Annotated in this window: 16 protein-coding genes and 1 riboswitch; of the genes, 12 read left to right on the top strand and 4 right to left on the bottom strand. The window is 72.1% G+C overall.

The features are described 5' to 3' along the window. Nucleotides 1–300: 300 nt before the first annotated feature. Nucleotides 301–485: riboswitch (cyclic di-AMP (ydaO/yuaA leader) on the top strand. A gap of 3 nt (nucleotides 486–488) precedes the next feature. Then, a complete protein-coding gene (locus tag AC07DS_RS24600) occupies nucleotides 489–977 on the top strand; it encodes a transglycosylase SLT domain-containing protein (protein WP_479148542.1) in 489 nt (162 codons plus the stop codon). A gap of 34 nt (nucleotides 978–1,011) precedes the next feature. On the opposite strand, the gene AC07DS_RS24595 is transcribed toward AC07DS_RS24600, so the two are convergent. The 3 genes from AC07DS_RS24595 to AC07DS_RS24585 all read right to left on the bottom strand — a co-directional run bounded on the left by AC07DS_RS24595 (nucleotide 1,012) and on the right by AC07DS_RS24585 (nucleotide 4,476). Further along, the gene (locus tag AC07DS_RS24595; RefSeq protein ID WP_479148540.1) at nucleotides 1,012–1,824 is read right to left on the bottom strand and encodes an HAD family hydrolase; all 813 of its coding nucleotides are present in this window, start codon (nucleotides 1,822–1,824) and stop codon (nucleotides 1,012–1,014) included. Nucleotides 1,825–1,978: 154 nt separating this feature from the next. Beyond that, nucleotides 1,979–3,181: an FAD-dependent oxidoreductase gene (locus tag AC07DS_RS24590; RefSeq protein WP_479148538.1), complete on the bottom strand. Its 1,203-nt coding sequence runs from the start codon at nucleotides 3,179–3,181 to the stop codon at nucleotides 1,979–1,981. Between the two features lie 44 nt (nucleotides 3,182–3,225). Beyond that, nucleotides 3,226–4,476: a carboxylate--amine ligase gene (locus AC07DS_RS24585; RefSeq protein WP_479148650.1), complete on the bottom strand. Its 1,251-nt coding sequence runs from the start codon at nucleotides 4,474–4,476 to the stop codon at nucleotides 3,226–3,228. A gap of 272 nt (nucleotides 4,477–4,748) precedes the next feature. On the opposite strand from AC07DS_RS24585, the gene fahA reads away from it, so the two are divergent. The 10 genes from fahA (at nucleotide 4,749) to AC07DS_RS24535 (ending at nucleotide 15,656) form a co-directional block, all read left to right on the top strand. Beyond that, nucleotides 4,749–5,966: a fumarylacetoacetase gene (gene fahA / locus AC07DS_RS24580; RefSeq protein WP_479148536.1), complete on the top strand. Its 1,218-nt coding sequence runs from the start codon at nucleotides 4,749–4,751 to the stop codon at nucleotides 5,964–5,966. Between the two features lie 174 nt (nucleotides 5,967–6,140). Continuing rightward, nucleotides 6,141–6,959, top strand: coding sequence for a hypothetical protein (locus AC07DS_RS24575; protein ID WP_479148534.1), 819 nt, complete (start codon nucleotides 6,141–6,143; stop codon nucleotides 6,957–6,959). After that, nucleotides 6,956–7,336: a GntR family transcriptional regulator gene (locus AC07DS_RS24570; RefSeq protein WP_145884822.1), complete on the top strand. Its 381-nt coding sequence runs from the start codon at nucleotides 6,956–6,958 to the stop codon at nucleotides 7,334–7,336. The genes AC07DS_RS24575 and AC07DS_RS24570 overlap by 4 nt, the downstream gene beginning before the upstream one ends. A 203-nt stretch (nucleotides 7,337–7,539) precedes the next feature. Then, a complete protein-coding gene (locus AC07DS_RS24565) occupies nucleotides 7,540–8,478 on the top strand; it encodes a M56 family metallopeptidase (protein ID WP_479148531.1) in 939 nt (312 codons plus the stop codon). Nucleotides 8,479–8,724: 246 nt separating this feature from the next. Beyond that, entirely contained in the window at nucleotides 8,725–9,516 is a 792-nt protein-coding gene (locus AC07DS_RS24560; RefSeq protein WP_479148530.1) for a GntR family transcriptional regulator, read from the top strand. Nucleotides 9,517–9,549: 33 nt separating this feature from the next. Next, entirely contained in the window at nucleotides 9,550–9,777 is a 228-nt protein-coding gene (locus AC07DS_RS24555) for a 4Fe-4S dicluster domain-containing protein (RefSeq protein WP_479148528.1), read from the top strand. Between the two features lie 36 nt (nucleotides 9,778–9,813). Beyond that, nucleotides 9,814–11,157: an ABC transporter substrate-binding protein gene (locus AC07DS_RS24550; protein WP_479148526.1), complete on the top strand. Its 1,344-nt coding sequence runs from the start codon at nucleotides 9,814–9,816 to the stop codon at nucleotides 11,155–11,157. Then, nucleotides 11,154–12,080, top strand: coding sequence for an ABC transporter permease (locus tag AC07DS_RS24545; protein ID WP_479148524.1), 927 nt, complete (start codon nucleotides 11,154–11,156; stop codon nucleotides 12,078–12,080). Before AC07DS_RS24550 ends, AC07DS_RS24545 begins: the two co-directional genes overlap by 4 nt. Then, nucleotides 12,064–12,861, top strand: a complete 798-nt coding sequence (locus AC07DS_RS24540; protein ID WP_479148522.1) for an ABC transporter ATP-binding protein — start codon at nucleotides 12,064–12,066, stop codon at nucleotides 12,859–12,861. Before AC07DS_RS24545 ends, AC07DS_RS24540 begins: the two co-directional genes overlap by 17 nt. Nucleotides 12,862–12,908: 47 nt before the next feature. Then, nucleotides 12,909–15,656 carry a fumarate reductase/succinate dehydrogenase flavoprotein subunit gene (locus AC07DS_RS24535; RefSeq protein ID WP_479148648.1) on the top strand — a complete coding sequence of 916 codons (2,748 nt, stop codon included), beginning with the start codon at nucleotides 12,909–12,911 and terminating at the stop codon, nucleotides 15,654–15,656. Between the two features lie 66 nt (nucleotides 15,657–15,722). Here AC07DS_RS24535 and recQ read toward each other — a convergent pair whose 3' ends face one another. Then, a complete protein-coding gene (recQ, locus tag AC07DS_RS24530) occupies nucleotides 15,723–17,762 on the bottom strand; it encodes a DNA helicase RecQ (protein ID WP_479148520.1) in 2,040 nt (679 codons plus the stop codon). A gap of 332 nt (nucleotides 17,763–18,094) precedes the next feature. Between recQ and AC07DS_RS24525 the strand changes: the two genes are divergently transcribed. Beyond that, entirely contained in the window at nucleotides 18,095–18,640 is a 546-nt protein-coding gene (locus AC07DS_RS24525) for a hypothetical protein (protein ID WP_479148519.1), read from the top strand. The last annotated feature ends 6 nt before the right edge of the window (nucleotides 18,641–18,646 follow it).

Here is an 18,646-nt window from a genome sequence, read left to right as displayed (position 1 = left end):
GGAGTACTCCTTTTGCACCACACTCGGCAAATCTCCCGAATCCCCCATGTCTGATTTGATACCCTTTGCCATTTCGTGAGTTGGGTCACGCGGGTCCGTGAATCAGCCATTGGCCGCCACCGCGTTCTCCCCTTGCCGCATCGGCCAGTTGAGCGTTGGCAACCGCAAAGGATCAAGTACCCCATTGGGAATAGATCAAGGTCAACTGCCTCATTGGGTGAATTCACTACTTGTTCCGGACATGTGCTGTCGCATAGCTTCCGGGCCAGTCGGACGAACGCCGAATCCTGCCGCGTCTGACACCACCCATCGACGAACTCATTTCGTACGGCAGGAGCGGGGGACCCAGGTAAGCCGCCGGACCGGACGACGCACGTCGCACCGGGACGGCTAGGGGTGAAGCCGTACCTCCCCCCAGAGGTACGGCCGGGCACCTCCCCGCCCGAACCCGACAGCTCACCTCGCAGGCGACGGAGAGGAACGTCCCCATGTCTGCTGCCGCTCTGCCCCGCCGCACCCGCACCAACCGCCTCGTCCGCAAGTTCGCCGTCATCGGCACCGGCGCCGCCGTGCTCGCCCTCCCGCTCATCGGCGCGACCGGCGCCTCCGCCGCCACCCCCACGGCCAGCACGGCGCCCACCACGCTCGCCGGATACCCGAACAACCTCGACGGCTGGATCCGCGAGTCGCTCGCGATCATGGCTCAGAAGGGCATCCCGGGGACGTACAACGGCATCCACCGCAACGTCATCCGCGAGTCGTCGGGCAACCCGGCGGCCATCAACCTCTGGGACTCCAACGCGGCCAAGGGCATCCCGTCCAAGGGCCTGCTCCAGGTCATCGACCCGACGTTCAACACGTACCACGTGGCCGGAACGTCCTTCGACATCTACGACCCGGTCGCGAACATCACGGCCGCCTGCAACTACGCGGCCGCGCGTTACGGGTCGATCGACAACGTCTTCGGCGCCTACTGACCGGCGCCCGCGGCGGGCCCTGCGGCTAGCCCGGTCAGTCGGTCGGGAACAGTCTTTCGAGGACGACGGCGATGCCGTCGTCCTCGTTCGACGTGGTGATCTCATCGGCGACGGCCTTGAGTTCGGGATGGGCGTTGGCCATGGCGACACCGCGTCCGGCCCAGTCGAACATGGGGATGTCGTTGGGCATGTCGCCGAACGCGAGGGCCCGGTCGGCGGCGATCCCCAGGTACTCGGCGGCCAGCGCAAGCCCCGTCGCCTTGGTGACGCCGCACGGCTGCAGCTCCACGGTCCCGGGCCCCGACATCGTGACCGTCGCCAGCGAGCCCACCGCCGCGCGCGCGGTCTCCGCCAACTCGTCGTCGGACAGCGTGTGGTGGCGCAGCAGCACCTTGCTGATGGGCTCGCACCACAGGTCGTCGCGGCGGCCGACCCGCACGGCGGGCAGGGTCGGGTGCGGCATCAGATACCCCGGTTCGATCAGGGTGAGCCCGTCCACGCCGTCCTGGTCGACGGCCGCGTAGACCTGCCCCACCTCGGCCTCGATCTTGCCGAGCGCGGTCTCGGCCAGTTCCCGGTCCAGCCGGACCGACCACAGCAGACGGTCGGTGCCGGCGTCGTAGACCTGCGCGCCCTGCCCGCACACCGCGAGTCCCGTGCTGCCGAGGCCCTCCAGGAGGGGCCGCACCCGGGGGGCCGGGCGGCCCGTCACCACCAGGTGCCGGGCACCGGCCCGCGCCACCCGCTCGAGCGCGGCGCGCGACCGGTCGGAGACGGTGTCGTCGCCGCGCAGCAGCGTCCCGTCCAGGTCGGTGGCGATCAGTGTGTATGCGGGGGGTGCGGCCATGATCAGAGAATACGGATCCCACGCCCCGCCGACTCACCCTGGAGTTCCCGGACTTGTGTGCTCCTCGGCCTCAAGTGGCGCCTGCGGGACCCCTGATGGTGGTGGAGTTGACGCGATCGGACCCGCGGGTGAGCGGAACGGCGCCTTCCGCGGCTCAGCCGTGTGCCGCCGCCAGGTGCCCGGCCAGACGCGGCGAGGCGAACTCCGTGCCGCACACGAACCGCATCACCGGGCCGTACGAGGACGCCGCCGGGAGGCCGGTGAAGTACAGGCCCGGGACGGAGGAGACGTACCCGGGTCCCAGCCTGGGCGCGCCGCGGCTCACCGCCAGCCGGGTGCGCAGCTCATGGCCGAGGAAGTCCATCGCGGTGATGTTCACGCGGTAGCCGGTGGCCGCGATGACGTGGTCGGCCGAGAGCCGCTCGGTGCGCCCGCCGTGGGTGCTCACGGTGAGGACCGGACTGCCGCCCGGGGCCTCGGCGCCCACCACCCGCTCGACCTCCTCGACCTGCACCTTGCCCTCGAAGCGGTCGCGCAGCCACCAGGCGCCGAGCGGGCCGAGGACCCGGCGGACCAGGTAGTGGCGGGTGCGGGCGGGCAGGAAGCGGTACGGCTGGGGGTAGTAGCTGAGCGCCCACAGGGACCAGGCACGCCCGAAGGGCGACTCGGGGCGCAGCCTGGGCTGGCCCCAGGGCGGGGCGCCGAAGGCGACGCGGCCGCGGCCGCGCGAGACCACGCGCACCTGGGCGCCGGCCTCGGCCGCGAGGGCGGCCGTCTCCAGTGCGGACTGGCCGGCGCCGACGACGATCAGCTCCTTGCCGGCGAAGCGGGTGAGGTCGTGGTGCTGGGAGCTGTGCGAGACCGGGCCCGTGAGCGCCGGACCGTCGGCCGCCGCTGCCGCCAGCTCCGCCGGGAGATGGGCCAGCCCGGACAGCCCGGTGGCGACCACGACCACGCGGGCGGTGAACAGCTCCCCCGAGTCCAGTTTGAGTTCGAACCCGCCGCTCTCGTCGCGGTCCACGGAGACGACCCGGACCTGCTCCAGGCCGGGCAGCAGCTTCTCCTGGAACCACTCGCCGTACGCGATGAAGGTCTCCACCGGGACGATGTCCTCGTCGGTCACCAGCCGGCGGACACCGGCCGCGTCGCAGTAGTCGGCGAGGGTGTGGCCGGGCTGCGGGCAGTCGAGGCTGGAGGCGGCGGGGGTCGACTTGAGGAGCATGCCCTCGGGCATGTGGTCGCGCCAGCTGACCATGGGGTCGCCGAAGACGCGGACGGGGATGCCGCGCGCCCGCAGATGGGCGGCGGTGGACAGGCCGTACGGCCCGGCACCGATGACTGCAACCGGTCGAATCACGAAGTCCCTCCCCAGGACGCGGTGCGCCACTTTCGTGGCCTTGCCTACTTCGTGGTGTGAGTGGTGCTGCTGCCGCGCCGGCTGGTGCGCCACAGCTGATACAGGTGCTTCGCGCCCGGGCGCACGAACCGGGCGAGCATCGTGAGGAACGGCATCGGGTCGTCACCCGCGAGCCAGGCCAGTTCCGTCCCGCTCGCCTTCGCCGGCGCGTGCGGCGTCGTGTAGCCGCTGCGGCGGTAGGCGAGGAGGGCGGGCAGGTCGATGTTCTCCACGACGAAACGGTGGCCGGCGCGCTGTTCCCCCTCCGGTACGGCACGGCCGGTCAGGTTCAGGTGCATCGCGCGTACGACGTCCACGCCCGACTCGTTCTCGAAGAGCCGGAACTGGGCGCCCATGCGCGGGTTGAAGTCGAGGAGCTTGTACTGTCCGTCGCGCCGGTCGAAGCGCAGGTCGAGGTCGATGATGCCGGTGAAGCCGATCTGTTTGACGAAACGCGCGGCGAGGTCGGCGAGTTCCGGGTTGTCGACGACGTAGGCGTTCGCCGTCATGCCCGCGTGCGGCGGCCAGGAGCGGACCTTGACGCCGGTGAAGAGCGCGAGCGGGTTGGCGTCGGCGTCGAAGCAGGCGTGCACGATCCAGTCCTCGGCCTCCTCCCTCGGCAGGTACTCCTGCAGGATCACGCCGGGCTGCTCGCCCCAGTCCCGGGCGAGCGCGAGCAGTCCCTCGCGGGTGGCGATCCTCGTGGTGCCGTTGACGGCGGGCCGGCTGCGCCGCACGAACGCCTCGCGGTTCTTGGCCACCACCGGGAAGCGGGATGTGTCGGCGAAGGCGACGACCTCGTCGTACGCCTCCGGAAACGCGGCGGCCGGGCTCGCGATGCCGTGTTCCGCGCACAGTTCGTGCAGGCCACGTTTGCTGGCCAGCCGGCGCGGCAGCGCGGGGTCGACACGCGGGAAGAGAAAGGGACCGGCCAGATCGTCCTGGTGCTCGGCGATCAGGACGGCGGCCTCCTCGTCCGTCGGGACCAGGACGGTCGGACGGCCGATCCGGCGGCCGATGCGCAGCAGGCCCTCGACCAGCCGGCCCGGGTCCTCGGCGCCGGTCGTCGGCCACACGAACGCCCGCTCGAGATAGCGAGAGGCGGCCGCGGGCGTGTAGGCGTCCTCGGTGATCGCATACATCGGGACGCCGAGGCGGCCCAGGCTGCGGATCGCACCGACACCGCCGTGGTGCAGCGGGTAGTCCCCGAATTTGACGATCAGTCCCGGCACGTCACGGTCCGCCTCGAAAGGCACGCCGATGGTGCTTCTGGCCACGGGTCCCCCCACGTGTCCCCCCTACGGACCGGACCCAACCCGTCCGTGTCCCCCAAAGGACGCTAAGCCGGAATTGCCGCCTCCCACAAGGGCTATTCGGACATTGCGAACTCTTTAGACACTGTCCGAGCAACCTTTCGAGCAACGCCTGGTGGTGCGTTCCATGTGGTCCCGACTCGGCCGTAACGTGTGCCGCGACCACATGGAACGCACCGCCATGCATGGCCCGGATGAGAGCGAGGCAGTACCCCATGCCCCCCTTCGACGTCCCCGAGGGCGACCCCTTCGGTCCGCACAACCTTCCCTATGGCGTGTTCTCGCCCTCCGGCAGCACGGAGCGGAGGGTCGGCGTCCGGCTCGGTGACCACGTCCTCGACGCGGGCGCCGCGGCCGCCGCCCTCGGCTCGCCGTACGTCTCCCTGCTCGCGCAGCCCACCCTCACGCCCCTGCTGGCGGCCGGGCGCACGGCATGGTCGGACGTGCGGCGCGCGCTGACGGCGTGGGTGACCGTGCCCTCGCACCGGTCCACGATCGAAGCGCTGTTCCACCCCCTGTCGTCGGTGACCCTCCACCTGCCCTTCGAGGTCGCGGACTACGTCGACTTCTACGCCTCCGAGAACCACGCCCGGAACGTCGGCCAGATGTTCCGCCCGGACGCCGAGGACTCCCTGACCCCCAACTGGAAGCACCTGCCGATCGGCTACCACGGCCGCTCGGGCACCGTGGTGGTGTCGGACACGGACGTCGTACGGCCGTCCGGGCAGCGCAAGGGCCCCGCCGACCCGGCACCCGTCTTCGGCCCCTCGATCCGGCTGGACATCGAGGCCGAGGTCGGCTTCGTGGTGGGCGTGCCCTCCGAGCAGGGCAGGCCGGTCGCGCTCGGCGACTTCCGGGAGCACGTCTTCGGGCTGTGCCTGCTGAACGACTGGTCGGCGCGGGACGTCCAGGCCTGGGAGTACGTCCCGCTCGGCCCGTTCCTCGGCAAGTCCTTCGCGACCTCGGTGTCGGCGTGGATCACCCCGCTGGAGGCGCTGGAGCACGCGCGCGTGGCTCCTCCGGAGCGCACCCACCCGCTGCTGCCCTACCTGGACGACGCCGCGCCGGAGATCGAGCCCGGCGGCTACGACCTGCGGATCTCCGTCGCGATCAACGGACATGTGGTGTCCGAGCCGCCGTTCTCCAGCATGTACTGGACCGCGGCCCAGCAGCTCGCCCACATGACGGTGAACGGCGCTTCCCTGCGCACCGGCGACCTGTACGGCTCGGGCACGGTGAGCGGTCCGGCGGAGAACCAGCGCGGCTCGTTGCTGGAGCTGACCTGGAACGGCCGCGACCCGCTCGAACTCCCGGACGGCAAGCGGACGTTCCTGGAGGACGGCGACGTCGTGACGCTGTCGGCGTGGGCGCCGGGCGCGGACGGGGGCCGGGTGGGACTCGGGGAGGTCAGCGGGCGCGTCGTCTCGGGCTGAGCGCTGTTCCGGGTCGTCTCGGGCCGTGCTTTGCACCGGACGGACCGAGCGTTGCACCGGACGGGCCGAGACTTGTAGCAAGCAATTGACACAAGCCCGCCGTGACGCCATCTTGTACTCACCGCTTGATACAAGCGGTGAGTACAAGATGCTCGCTTTCCACGGGGGTTTTTCATGGCTGATGCCGACCTTGGTACGACCGCTCCGGCGTCCCGCGCGCCGGTCGACCGCTACGCCCGCTGGACGGGTCTGATCGTCGGCGCGCTCGCCGGCCGCTGGCTGTCCTCGCTCGACCACGGCGACGGGGTGCTGTACGCCATCCCGGCGTTCGGACTGTGCGCGGTGGCCGGCGTCCTGGCGGGCGACGCGCTGACCCCACCGGCTCAGGGCACCGTCCGCACGGCGGGGCTCGCCCCGCGACGCGTCCGGGCCTATGTGCCACCGCGCGTGACCTGGCTGCTCCTGGCCCTCGCGGGGACGCTGGTGGTGCTGCTCGTGGTGGCGGGCGCGATCGCCTCGCCGGACGACCTGGGGCACGCGGGGCGTGCCCTCACGGCGACCTGCCGGGGCGTCACCCAGTCGGCCACACCCTGGCCCGGCTTCCACTACGGCCTGCCGATGCTGGCCTCCCTGGCCGTCGCCACGGCAGCCTGCGGCTGGTCCCTGCGGCGGATCGCGACCCGGCCCGGCGACGAGCAGTCCCGCCGCGACCGCAGCCTCGCCGTCGTCGCCGCCTGGGGACTGGTCGTGTCCACCTCCCTCCTGGGCGCCGCCTCGACGGCGTCCGGAGCGCTGATGGACATCAGCTGCGACGGCACCGCCGGGACGGTGGCCAACGCGGTGCTGTGGCCGCTGGCCACGCTCGCGCTCGTGACCGTGCCGTGGACGCTGGTCACGGTGTGCTCCCCGCAGGCGTCGTGGGGGCGCCGGTCCGCCTCCGGTGACCGTCGCCGGTGGGCGCTCCGCCGGCCGGGCTCGGGGGAACGCCGGTGAACGGCGCGGTCGTGCGGGTCGACACCACCAGTCCCGTCCCGCCCTACGAACAGATCCGCGCCCAGCTCGCCGCCCTGATCACCACCGGCCGCCTGCCCGAGGGCGAACGGCTGCCGACGGTACGGCAGCTGGCGGCCGACCTGGGCCTGGCGGCAGGGACGGTGGCCCGGGCCTACCGCGAGCTGGAGGCGGCCTCCCTGATCCGGACACGGCGCGGCGCGGGCACCCGCGTGGCCCCGCTGCCGGCCCCGGCCGACCGCCCGGACCCAGCAGCCGAACTCGCGGCACTGGCCGACGGGTTCGTGGGACAGGCACGGGCGCTCGGGGCGACGGAGGAGCAGGTGACCGCGGCGGTCCGGGCGGCGCTGCGCGCATAGGGGGCGCGTTCGGGAGCCGGGAGACGGCTCAGTGGGAGCACGCCACGAGGGCCGGGGAAGAGACGATCGCTGCTCGACCCTGACACTCGTGCCGCCCGTCCCGTCATACTGACGGGACACGCACCAGAAGATGCGCCCCCGTGCACCGCCTCCGCACCACCCGGCACCCGCACCCGTCTCCGACCAGGAACCGGAGCCCCGGCATGACCGTCTGCCTGCTCCTGCTGAGCGTCGTCGCCCTGACGGCCGCCGTACCGGCGCCGCGCGCGCTGACCCGGGCCGCCTGGCCCGAGCGGGATCCCGTGGTCGCGTTGTGGGTGTGGCAGTGCCTGGTCGCCACGGTCCTGCTGTGCTGTCTGACCGCGCTCGTGCTGGGCGCGGCGGCCGTCTTCCACACGGTCCGCGACCATGTCTTCGCCCCCGCGCCGCCCGCCGTCACCGCCGCGTACGACCTCTCCACCGCCCCGGTCTGGGCCGTCGCCCTCACCCTGCTGCTGGCCTGCGGGGCCGCCTGGACCACCGCGATGCTCGCCCGGGAGATCGCCGAGGCCCGCCGCCGCCGCGGCCAGACCCGGGCGCACCTGCGCGAACGCGCCCCCGACCTGCCCGCGGGACTGCCGGCGGCACGCGGACCGATGCTGGTGCTCGAGGACGAGTACCCGGACGCCTGGTGGATGCCGGGCCACCCGCCCCAGCTGGTCGTGACGACCGGGGCGCTGCACCGCCTGACCGACCATCAGCTGGACGCGGTCCTCACCCACGAGCGCGGCCACGCCCGCGCCCACCACGACTGGCTGCTCCACCTGTCCACCGCGCTCGCCACGGGCTTCCCGCACGTCCCGCTCTTCGCCCACTTCTGCGACCAGACGCACCGGCTGGTCGAACTGGCCGCCGACGACACGGCATCCCGCCGCTGTGGCCACCTCACCACCGCCCTGGCCCTGATCGAGCTGAACCAGCACCGCGGCGTCCTGTCCTGCGCCTCCAGCCGCCGCCTCCTCGGCGAACGCGTGGACCGCCTCCTGGAACCCCCACCACGCCTGCTCCGCCGGCACCGGGCCCTGACGACGACGGTGGCGGCACTGGTCCCGCTGCTGCCGCTGCTGATCACGTTCGCGCCGGGACTCACGGCACTGTCCTGACCCGGTGTCCCGACGCCACCCGGGGCAGCCGCAGCCGGACCGTCGTCACATCCAGCCGGCGGCCTCCCGCCCGCGCGAGCATGCGCCCCACCCGGCTCCGATCAGCGTGAACCCAAGAGCAGCCGAGTGGCAGTTCTAGCCCGCCCTCTCGGAAAACCCCAGCTCAGTGGCCTATCCCACGCACCCTCACCTGGCGCAACACTCCAGAAACACCCCATTCCCTACCTGCTCGGTATGGTTCCAGCCATGCCACCCACCGACCGCTCCCGAGACCACGCCGGTCAGGGCGCCGCGACCACCGTCGCCGCCCACCGCGTGCGTCGCCGGCTGCGCGCGGACCGGGCCCGGCAGCTCGCCGACCTCCTGCGCCACCAGCTCCTCACCGGCGCCTTCGAGAACGGCACCCTCCCCCACGAGTCCACCCTCGCCGCCGACTACCGCGCCTCCCGCAACACCGTCCGCCAGGCCCTGGACCTGCTTCGGGTGGAAGGCCTGGTGGAGCGGCTGCCGGGGGTCGGCACCGTAGTCGTGGCCCAGAAGTACCCACACGGGCTCGACCACCTGATGGGCCTCGCGGAAACCCTCCGCGAACACGGCCGCGTCACCAACGAGGTCCGCACCCTGGGCCCCGCCCCCGCGCCCGTCCCGGTGGCCGAACGCCTCCGTGTCCCGGCCGGCGCCGACGTCCTCTACATCGAACGCCTGCGCCGATTGAACGGCCTCCCCCTCTCCCTCGACCTCACCTACATCCCCCTCGACATCGGAACAGCCCTGCTCGGCGCCGACCTGGAGAACACCGATGTCTTCCGTCTGCTGGAAGCCATCACCGGCCAGCGCCTCGGCCACGCCGAGATCACCCTGGAGGCGGTGAACGCGGACGCCCACTCCGCCGCCGTGCTCCAGGCCCCGCGCGGCGCCGCCGTGCTGATGCTGGAACGCCTCACACACCTCGCCGACGGCCGCCCCGTCGACCTGGAGTTCATCCGTTTCCGCGGCGACCGCATCACCATGAGCGGCCTGCTCCACCGGTCGCTGTAACCACCCTGCCTGACCCGTTTCCTGGAGACAGCCATGCCCTTGGCGCCCCACCGGGCCGACGTGCCCGTGACCATCGACGAGTCGAAGTGCATCGACGGCTGCACGCTCTGCGTGGACATGTGCCCGCTGGACTCACTCGCCATCGACGACAGCAGCGGCAAGGCGTACATGCACGTCGACGAGTGCTGGTACTGCGGCCCGTGCGCGGCCCGCTGCCCCACCGGAGCCGTCACGGTCAACATGCCCTACCTGCTCCGCTGACCCTTCCGACCTGCTCCGGCGAGAGGCCGAACAACCATGAAACGCAAGGCAGTCGCTCTGTCCGCCACCGCGCTCCTCCTGCCTCTGTCCGCCTGTGGCGGCAGCGCCGAAGCGGGCAGCGGCTCCACGGTCACCGTGACCGTCGGCTACCAGTCCAAGACCATCAACACGGTCACCGCAGGGACCCTGCTTCGCTCCCTGGGCTACTTCGAGAAGCAGCTGAACGCCCTGCACGACGGCCACACCTACAAGGTCGACTGGCAGGACTACGCCACCGGCGCCCCGATCACCGCCCAGATGACCGCCGGGAAGATCGACATCGGGTCGATGGGCGACTTCCCCCTGCTGCTCAACGCGGCGCGCGGCAAGCAGCTCGGCCAGCCCACGCACCTGGTGTCGGTCACCGGCTACAACCTGCGCGGCGGCCTCAACACCGTGGTCATCGCCCCGGACTCCAAGCTCGCTTCCCTGAAGGACCTGAAGGGCAGGAAGGTCTCCACGAGTGTCGGCTCCGCAGCCGACGGCACCCTCGTACGGGCCCTGCAGCGCGCGGGCATCGACCCGAACACCGGTGTCTCGAAGCTCAACCAGCAACCCGCCGTCGGCGCTTCGGCCCTCTCCGCCGGCAGCGTGGACGCACTGTCGCAGTTCGTCGCCTGGCCGGGCCTGCTCGCTTACCAGGGCAAGGCGAAGGCCCTGTACGACGGCGCCCGGCTGAACCTGCCGACCTTCCACGGTGTCACCGCCCGCGAGGACTTCGCCAAGCAGCACCCGGCCGTGCTCGACGCCTTTCTGAAGGCCCAGGCGCAGGCCTCTGACTATCTCGACGACCACCCTGTGACCGCCGCGGAGAAGGTCGCCGGGGCCACCGGTCTGCCCGCCGAGGTCGTCTACCTGTACAACGGCGCGCACGGCATCGCCACCTTCGATCCGGCCGTCAAACCCCAGCTCGTCGCCGCGCTGAAGCAGGACGTCTCCGTCCTCAAGGCCGCCAAGCTCACCGGCGACATAGACGTGGACTCCTTCATCGACGACCGGTACGTGAAGAAGGCCCTCGGCGCCTCCTACGCCGAGCGGCTCGCCGCCGCACCCTCGCCGGCCGCGAGCGAGGTATGGCCCAAGGGCAGCAAGAAGACCGTCTCCTTCAAGTCGCCGAAGGAGCTGCTGACCTACGTGGCCGGGCACCGGGGCGGCATCCGCGCTGCCTACGTCCCCGACGCAACCACCGGCACCCTCTGGTTCGCCGACAAGGCGGTCTGGGTGGCCGACGGTGACCAGCTGCTGCCGTTCGTCGCTCCAGATACAGCGCAGGCGTACATCACGGCTCACGGCGGCGCCCGTACCGTCTCGTACACCGACGCACTCGGGCGGTCCTCATGACCAGGCGGCCGCTCGCCCGCTATGCGCTGCGGGCGGCGTCCCTGGCCACCGCTCTTGGGCTCTGGCAGCTGCTGACCAGCCTGGACGTCGACCTGTGGCTGCGCTTCTCGCAGTTCCCGACGGTCACCGACGTGGCCGGGGCCTTCGCCGACCGGGTCTCCGGGGCCGACTACTGGACCGACCTCACCGACAGCCTCACCCGCATCCTCACCGGCTTCGCGCTGGCAGCCGTCCTGGGCGTGGCGACGGGCGTGCTCGTGGCCCGCTCGCGCCTCGCCGAGGACCTGCTCGGCCCGGTCCTGGAAGTCGTACGCCCCATCCCGGCCATCGCCCTCGTCCCCGTCGCGATCCTCCTCTTCCCCTCGAACGAACAGGGCATCGTCTTCATCACGTGCACCGCCGCCTTCTTCCCCGTGCTGGTCTCCACCCGGCACGCGGTCCGTGCGCTCACCCCCGTATGGGAGGAGGCGGTACGTACCCTCGGCGGTGGCCGGCTGCGGATCCTCGGCTCGGTCGTGCTGCCGGGGGCGCTGCCCGGCATCTTCGGCGGCCTGTCGGTCGGTATCGGCGTCTCGTGGATCTGCGTGATCTCCGCCGAGATGATCTCCGGCCAGTACGGCGTCGGTTACCGCACCTGGCAGGACTACACGGTCGTGAACTACCCGGGCGTCTTCGTCGGCATGGTCACGATCGGCCTCCTCGGCTGGGTCACCTCCACGGCTGTGGAACTCCTCGGCCGCCGCCTGACCAGCTGGCTGCCCCGCGCCTCGTACGTGCCCGCCGGCCGGGGGCGCGCTGGGGTGCCCCGCATCGCCGCCCCGGTCGCCGTGAAGGCCGACGGCAACCCCGAGAACCAGCCCGAGGCCCAGCACCAGGGCCACGACGAAAGCGAGCAGGGGGCGCGGGATGAGCACCTCGTCTGAGACGGTCGTGACAGGCGTCGCCCCTGCGGTGACGTCACGAGAGGTCGTACGCGGCACCCGGCTCACCTTCCGTGCCGCCGTCCTCGGCCGACCGGACGCCCCGGTCCTGCACGACGTCGACCTGGATGTCGCGCCGGGCGAGATCCTCACCGTCGTCGGCCCTTCCGGCTGCGGCAAGTCGACGCTGCTGCGCACGCTCGCCGGACTGCTGTCACCGCTGGCCGGGGCGGTGGAGCAGGACGGCAGCCCGCTCACCGGGCCGTCCGCCGACCGTGCGCTGGTCTTCCAGGAGGACGCGCTGCTGCCCTGGCGCACCCTGCGCGGAAACGTCGAGCTCCCCCTGGCCATCAGCGGCGTACCGCGCTCCGAGCGTCGTTCGCGGGCCGAGTCCTGGCTCGGGCGCGTCGGACTCAACGCGCAGGCGGGGCAGTTGCCGCACCGGGTCTCCGGCGGGCAGCGCCAGCGCGCCCAGTTGGCCCGCGCCCTGGCGGACAGCCCGCGCGCGGTCCTCATGGACGAACCCTTCGGCGCCCTCGACGCCCAGACCCGCTCGGGCATGCAGGACCTGCTGGTGGAGGTCCTGCGCGGCACAGGCGCGACCGTCGTCTTCGTCACGCACGACGTGGACGAGGCGCTCTTTCTCGGCGACCGCGTCGCCCTCCTCCGGGCCGGCGGCCTGGCCTCCGTACGCGACGTGCCGCGCCCGCGTGACCGTGGCGCCCTCGACGACCCGGCCCGCGCGGCCCTGCGTCGCACCGTCCTCTCCTCGCTCGGCACCTGAAAGGCACCCCGGTGACCACCCCCGCCAACGCCCCCGCGCAGACCACCATGGAGATCCCCGCCGTCACCGATGCCGAGGAGCTGACCTGCGACGTCCTCGTCATCGGCGGCGGCACCGCCGGCACCATGGCCGCCCTGACCGCCGCCGAGCGCGGCGCGGACGTCCTCCTCCTGGAGAAGGCCCACGTCCGCCACTCCGGCGCGCTCGCCATGGGCATGGACGGCGTCAACAACGCGGTCGTCCCCGGCCGCGCCGAGCCCGACGACTACGTCGCCGAGATCACCCGTGCCAACGACGGCATCGTCGACCAGTCCACCGTCCGCCAGACCGCCACCCGCGGCTTCGCGATGGTCCAGCGGCTGGAGTCGTACGGGGTCAAGTTCGAGAAGGACGAGCACGGGGACTACGCGGTCCGCCAGGTCCACCGCTCGGGCTCGTACGTGCTGCCGATGCCGGAGGGCAAGGACGTCAAGAAGGTCCTGTACCGGCAGTTGCGGCGGCGGGAGATGCGGGAGCGGATCCGCATCGAGAACCGGTTGATGCCCGTCCGTGTGCTGACCGCGCCGGACGACGGGCGGGCCGTGGGCGCCGTCGGCTTCCACACCCGCACCGGTGCCTTCGTCACCGTCCGCGCGGGCGCGGTGATCCTCGCCACCGGCCCCTGCGGCCGTCTCGGTCTGCCCGCCTCCGGCTACCTCTACGGCACCTACGAGAACCCCACCAACGCCGGTGACGGCTACGCCATGGCCTACCACGCGGGCGCCGAGCTGACCGGGATCGAATGCTTCCAGATCAACCCGCTGATCAAGGACTACAACGGTCCGGCCTGCGCCTACGTCGCCAACCCCTTCGGCGGCTACCAGGTCAACCGGCACGGTGAGCGGTTCGTCGACTCCGACTACTGGTCGGGGCAGATGATGGCCGAGTTCGCGGCGGAGGTCGCCAGCGACCGCGGCCCGGTCTACCTGAAGCTGAGTCATCTGCCCGAGGAGTCGATCTCCGCCCTGGAGTCCATCCTGCACTCCACCGAGCGGCCCACCCGCGGCACCTTCCACGCCGGGCGCGGGCACGACTACCGCACCCACGACGTCGAGATGCACATCTCCGAGATCGGCCTGTGCGGCGGCCACTCCGCCTCCGGTGTCCGCGTCGACGACCGGGCCCGTACGACCGTCCCCCGCCTGTACGCCGCGGGCGATCTCGCCTGCGTCCCGCACAACTACATGATCGGCGCCTTCGTCTTCGGGGACCTCGCGGGTGCGGACGCCGCCCAGTACACGGCGTACGCGGGCGAGCTTCCCGCGGACCAGGTCCGCAAGGCGCACGAGCTGATCTACCGCCCGTTGCGCAACCCGGACGGCCCGCCGCAGCCCCAGGTCGAGTACAAGCTGCGACGCTTCGTGAACGACTACGTGGCACCGCCCAAGTCCGGCGTCCGTCTCTCCCTCGCCCTGGAGGCCTTCGAGCGGATGCGCGCCGACATCGCCGCGATGGGCGCCCACACCCCGCACGAGCTGATGCGCTGCGCCGAGGTCACCTTCATCCGCGACTGCGCGGAGATGGCCGCCCGCGCCTCCCTCGCCCGTACCGAGTCCCGCTGGGGGCTCTACCACGACCGGATCGACCACCCCGGGCGCGACGACGCCTCCTGGTTCCACCACCTCGATCTGCACAAGTCCCCCTCTGGTGCGATGGAGTTCACGGTCCGGCCCGTGGCTCCGTATCTGGTCCCGGTCGAGGGCTTCGCCCCGGCCGGCGGTCCCTCCCGGCAGCTGGGCGAGGTCCGGCCCGAGGACGTCGCCATGGCCGGTCCGCGCGATGCGGCGCCGGTCGCCACCGGACCGTCGTCCGTCCGCGCCGCCGGCCCGGAGGCCCCGGGCGGGGCCCCGGGCACCGCCCCGCCCCGGCTCCTGGAGCTGCTGCGGCTGGCCGAGGAGGAGCCCGAACTCGCTTCCCTGCAGCCCTATTTGTCCGATCCCGATCCCGCGGTCCGCCGTACGGCTGTCTCCGTCCTCACCGAGACCGTGCCGCCCGGCACCGGGCCGGCCCTGGCGGGCGCTCTCACGGACCCCGACGCCGAGGTCCGCGCGGCCGCCGCGGCCTCGATGCGTGAACTTGTCGAGACCCTGCCGTCCGAGCCCGCCCTGGGCGCCGCCCTCATCGGCGCGCTCGGCGAGGCGGACCCCGTGGTCCGCGCCGCAGCCCTCGATGTCCTGCGCGCCCTGCGGCTGGGCGAAGCATCCGTGTTCGCCGCCGCGCTGGACGACCCCGACATTCCGGTCCGTATCGAGGCCGTGCGCGCCCTCGTCTCGGTCGACGCGGCCGAACCACTGGCGAGCGCCTCGAACGATCCCTCCCGGGAAGTCCGCGTGGCCGTGGCCAAGGCGCTGGCCGCCGTCAGCCCGGCGCCCCTGGCCCCGCGGGCCCGGGCGTCGCTCACCGGCGCCCTGGACCGGCTCACCGAGGACGCCGACCCGCTGGTGCGCGGTGCCGCGCTGGGTGCGCTGGCCACTCCCGGCTGCCCGGCACCGCTCGCCGCCCGTGCCGTGGCCGCCCTGTCCGACCCTGCCTGGCAGGTCCGCTCCGGCGCCGCCACCGCGCTGTCGGTCGCATCCGCCGACTCCGCCGTCCCCGCCCTCGCCAAGGCCGTGGCCGACCCGAACCCCGACGTGCGCAAGGCGGCGGTCCTGGCCCTGACCCGGCACAACGCCACCGAGGAGGCACGTGCGGCCCTGGCCACGGCCACGACCGACTCGGACGCGGATGTCAGGGCATACGCGGCGCGGGCATTGTGACGATCCCCTGCGTCGTCCCAGGCGCAGCGTCGAAGGGAAGGCCGGTCTCCCGGGGCCTCGGGAGGGCTATATCCAGTCGTCCGGCTCCGGCTCGTCCGTCGGCTCGGGCCAGTAGTCGTCCGGGGAGTCGACGGGCGCCGGTGAAGAGCCGCCCGCAGGGGAGACATCGCCCGCGGGGGCGCCACCGGCGGCCGTGCCCGGCGCGTCGAGGGAGTTCAGCACCTCGAGCACCCCTTCCCCGTACGTCGCCAGCTTCTTCTCGCCGACCCCGCTCACCGTGCCCAACTCCCGCACCGAGCCCGGCCAGGAGGTGACGATCTCCCGGAGGGTGGCGTCGTGGAAGATGACGTACGCCGGAACTCCCTGTTCCCGGGCCTGTTCGGCGCGCCAGGCTCGCAGGGCCTCGAAGGCGGGGAGCAGCGAGTCGGGCAGCTCGACCGCGGCGGCCTTGGCCTTGCGGTCGCCCCGGCCCGAGGAGGCGCCCGATCCCGACCGCGACGTGGCCGGCTTCTTCGGCTCCTTGCGCAGCGGCACCTCCCGCTCCCGCCGCAGCACCGAACCGCTCGCCTCGGTGAGGGCCAGCGTTCCGTACTCGCCCTCGACCGCGAGCAGCCCCTGGGCCAGCAGCTGCCGGACGACACCCCGCCACTCGCCCTCGGCGAGGTCCTGGCCGATACCGAACACGGACAGCTGGTCGTGGTCGAACTGGATCACCTTGCCGGTGCGCTTGCCGAGCAGGATGTCGACGATCTGTACGGCGCCGAACTTCTGCCCGCGCTCCCGCTTCAGCCGTACCACCGTCGACAGCACCTTCTGCGCGGCGATCGTGCCGTCCCAGGTCTCCGGCGGGGTCAGGCAGGTGTCGCAGTTGCCGCAGCCCGTGATGGAGGGTTCCTGGCCGAAGTAGGCCAGCAGCTGGCCGCGCCGGCACTGGGCGGTCTCGCACAGGGCGAGCATGGCGTCGAGGTGGGCGGAGGCCCGGCGGCGGAACGCCTCGTCGCCCTCGCCGGACTGGATCAGCTTGCGCTGCTGGATGACGTCGTTGAGGCCGTAGGCCATCCAGGCGGTGGAGGACGCTCCGTCGCGGCCTGCGCGGCCCGTCTCCTGGTAGTAGCCCTCGATCGACTTGGGCAGGTCCAGGTGGGCGACGAAGCGCACGTCCGGCTTGTCGATACCCATGCCGAAGGCGATGGTCGCGACCACGACCAGGCCCTCCTCACGCAGGAACCGGGACTGGTGGGCCGCGCGCGTGCCCGCGTCCAGGCCCGCGTGGTAGGGCACCGCCTCTATGCCGTTGCTGCTCAGGAACTCGGCCGTCCGCTCCACCGAGTTGCGGGAGAGGCAGTAGACGATGCCGGCGTCGCCCGCGTGCTCATCCCGCAGGAAGGCGAGCAGCTGCTTCCTGGGGTCGGCCTTGGGCACGATCCGGTACTGGATGTTGGGCCGGTCGAAGCTGGCGACGAAGTGACGGGCCCTCGGCATGTCCAGCCGCTGGGTGATCTCCTCGTGGGTGGCGCGTGTGGCCGTGGCCGTGAGGGCGATCCGCGGGACGTCCGGCCAGCGCTCGCCGAGCAGGGAGAGGGCCAGGTAGTCGGGGCGGAAGTCGTGGCCCCACTGGGACACACAGTGCGCCTCGTCGATGGCGAAGACGGAGATCTTGCCGCGGGAGAGCAGGTCGAGCGTGGCCTCGACCCGCAGCCGCTCCGGGGCCAGGTACAGCAGGTCCAGCTCGCCGGCGAGGAACTCGGCCTCGACCATGCGCCGCTCGCCGAAGTCCTGCGTGGAGTTGATGAAGCCGGCCCGCACGCCGAGGGCACGCAGGGCGTCCACCTGGTCCTGCATCAGCGCGATCAGCGGCGAGACCACCACGCCCGTACCGGGTCTGACCAGGGCCGGGATCTGGTAGCACAGCGACTTTCCGCCGCCGGTCGGCATGAGGACGAGGGCGTCTCCGCCCGCCACCACATGCTCGATGACCGCTTCCTGCTCGCCGCGGAAGGCCTCGTATCCGAAGACCCGGTGCAGCGTGGCCAGCGCCTCGCTCGCGGCCGCGCCCGGCCCCTCGGTCGTCCTTGGCATCTCGCTGATCCCGCCCGTCGCGCCCATCGTCCTGTCCCCCGGGTTTGTCCCCCGTGCGTCGTCCCTCGACCACTGCGTCCACGATAGGCGCCCGCGCCGACAGCGTCGGGAGTTGTCCACAGGTGCGAGTGACTTGTCATATCAATGCAGCGACTGTTTCCGGACAGTCGATCCTGCACCCCATCGGGTGCGTCAGGTGCTGCCAAAAGGTCGCCGCTCAACCCATTGGGGCGCCTCTGGATGGCCACTCCCCTCGCCCGGGGACAGGCTGCTGGAGCGGGCCGCGGAGGCCCGCTCGCCGCCGGATCACGCTTCCCAACCCCCGGTACACCCGCGTCTGCCCCTAGGAGCCCCGCCCCATGATCGCTCGCCTCGCCGGAGCCGCCCTCGCCCTCGTCTCGGCCCTGGCCGTGCCGGCCTCGGTGCCCGCCCACGCCGCCGACCAGGACGCCTTCACCGACCCGCAGCTGACCGCGGCGTACACGGCGACGGCGCTGTACCGCTACGAGCCGCTCGCGACCGCCGCCGGCTACGAGCCGCATGTGTGCCTGGCCCGCGCCGAGGGCGCCATGGGCTTCCACTACTTCAACGAGTCCCGCTTCGGCTCCCTCGACCCGAAGAAGCCGGGCGGCCTGCTCTACGAGGACGCCGGCAACGGTAACCGCCGGCTCGTGGGCGTGGAGTGGGTGGTCCCGGTCACCGGCAAGAACATGAAGCGGCCCCGCCTGTTCGGGCAGGACTTCCAGGGGCCGATGGCCGGCCACTACCCGGGCATGCCCACCCACTACGACCTGCACGTGTGGATCTACAAGAAGAACCCCCGCGGTCTCTTCTCCCAGTGGAACCCGACCGTGAAGTGCCCTTCGTCGGCGACACCGGGCATGTCGAAGATGCCGGGCCACTGACAGGCG

The sequence above is a fragment of the Streptomyces sp. NPDC044064 genome (genome assembly GCF_056434245.1).
This window is presented reverse-complemented; position numbering and strand designations above follow the sequence as displayed.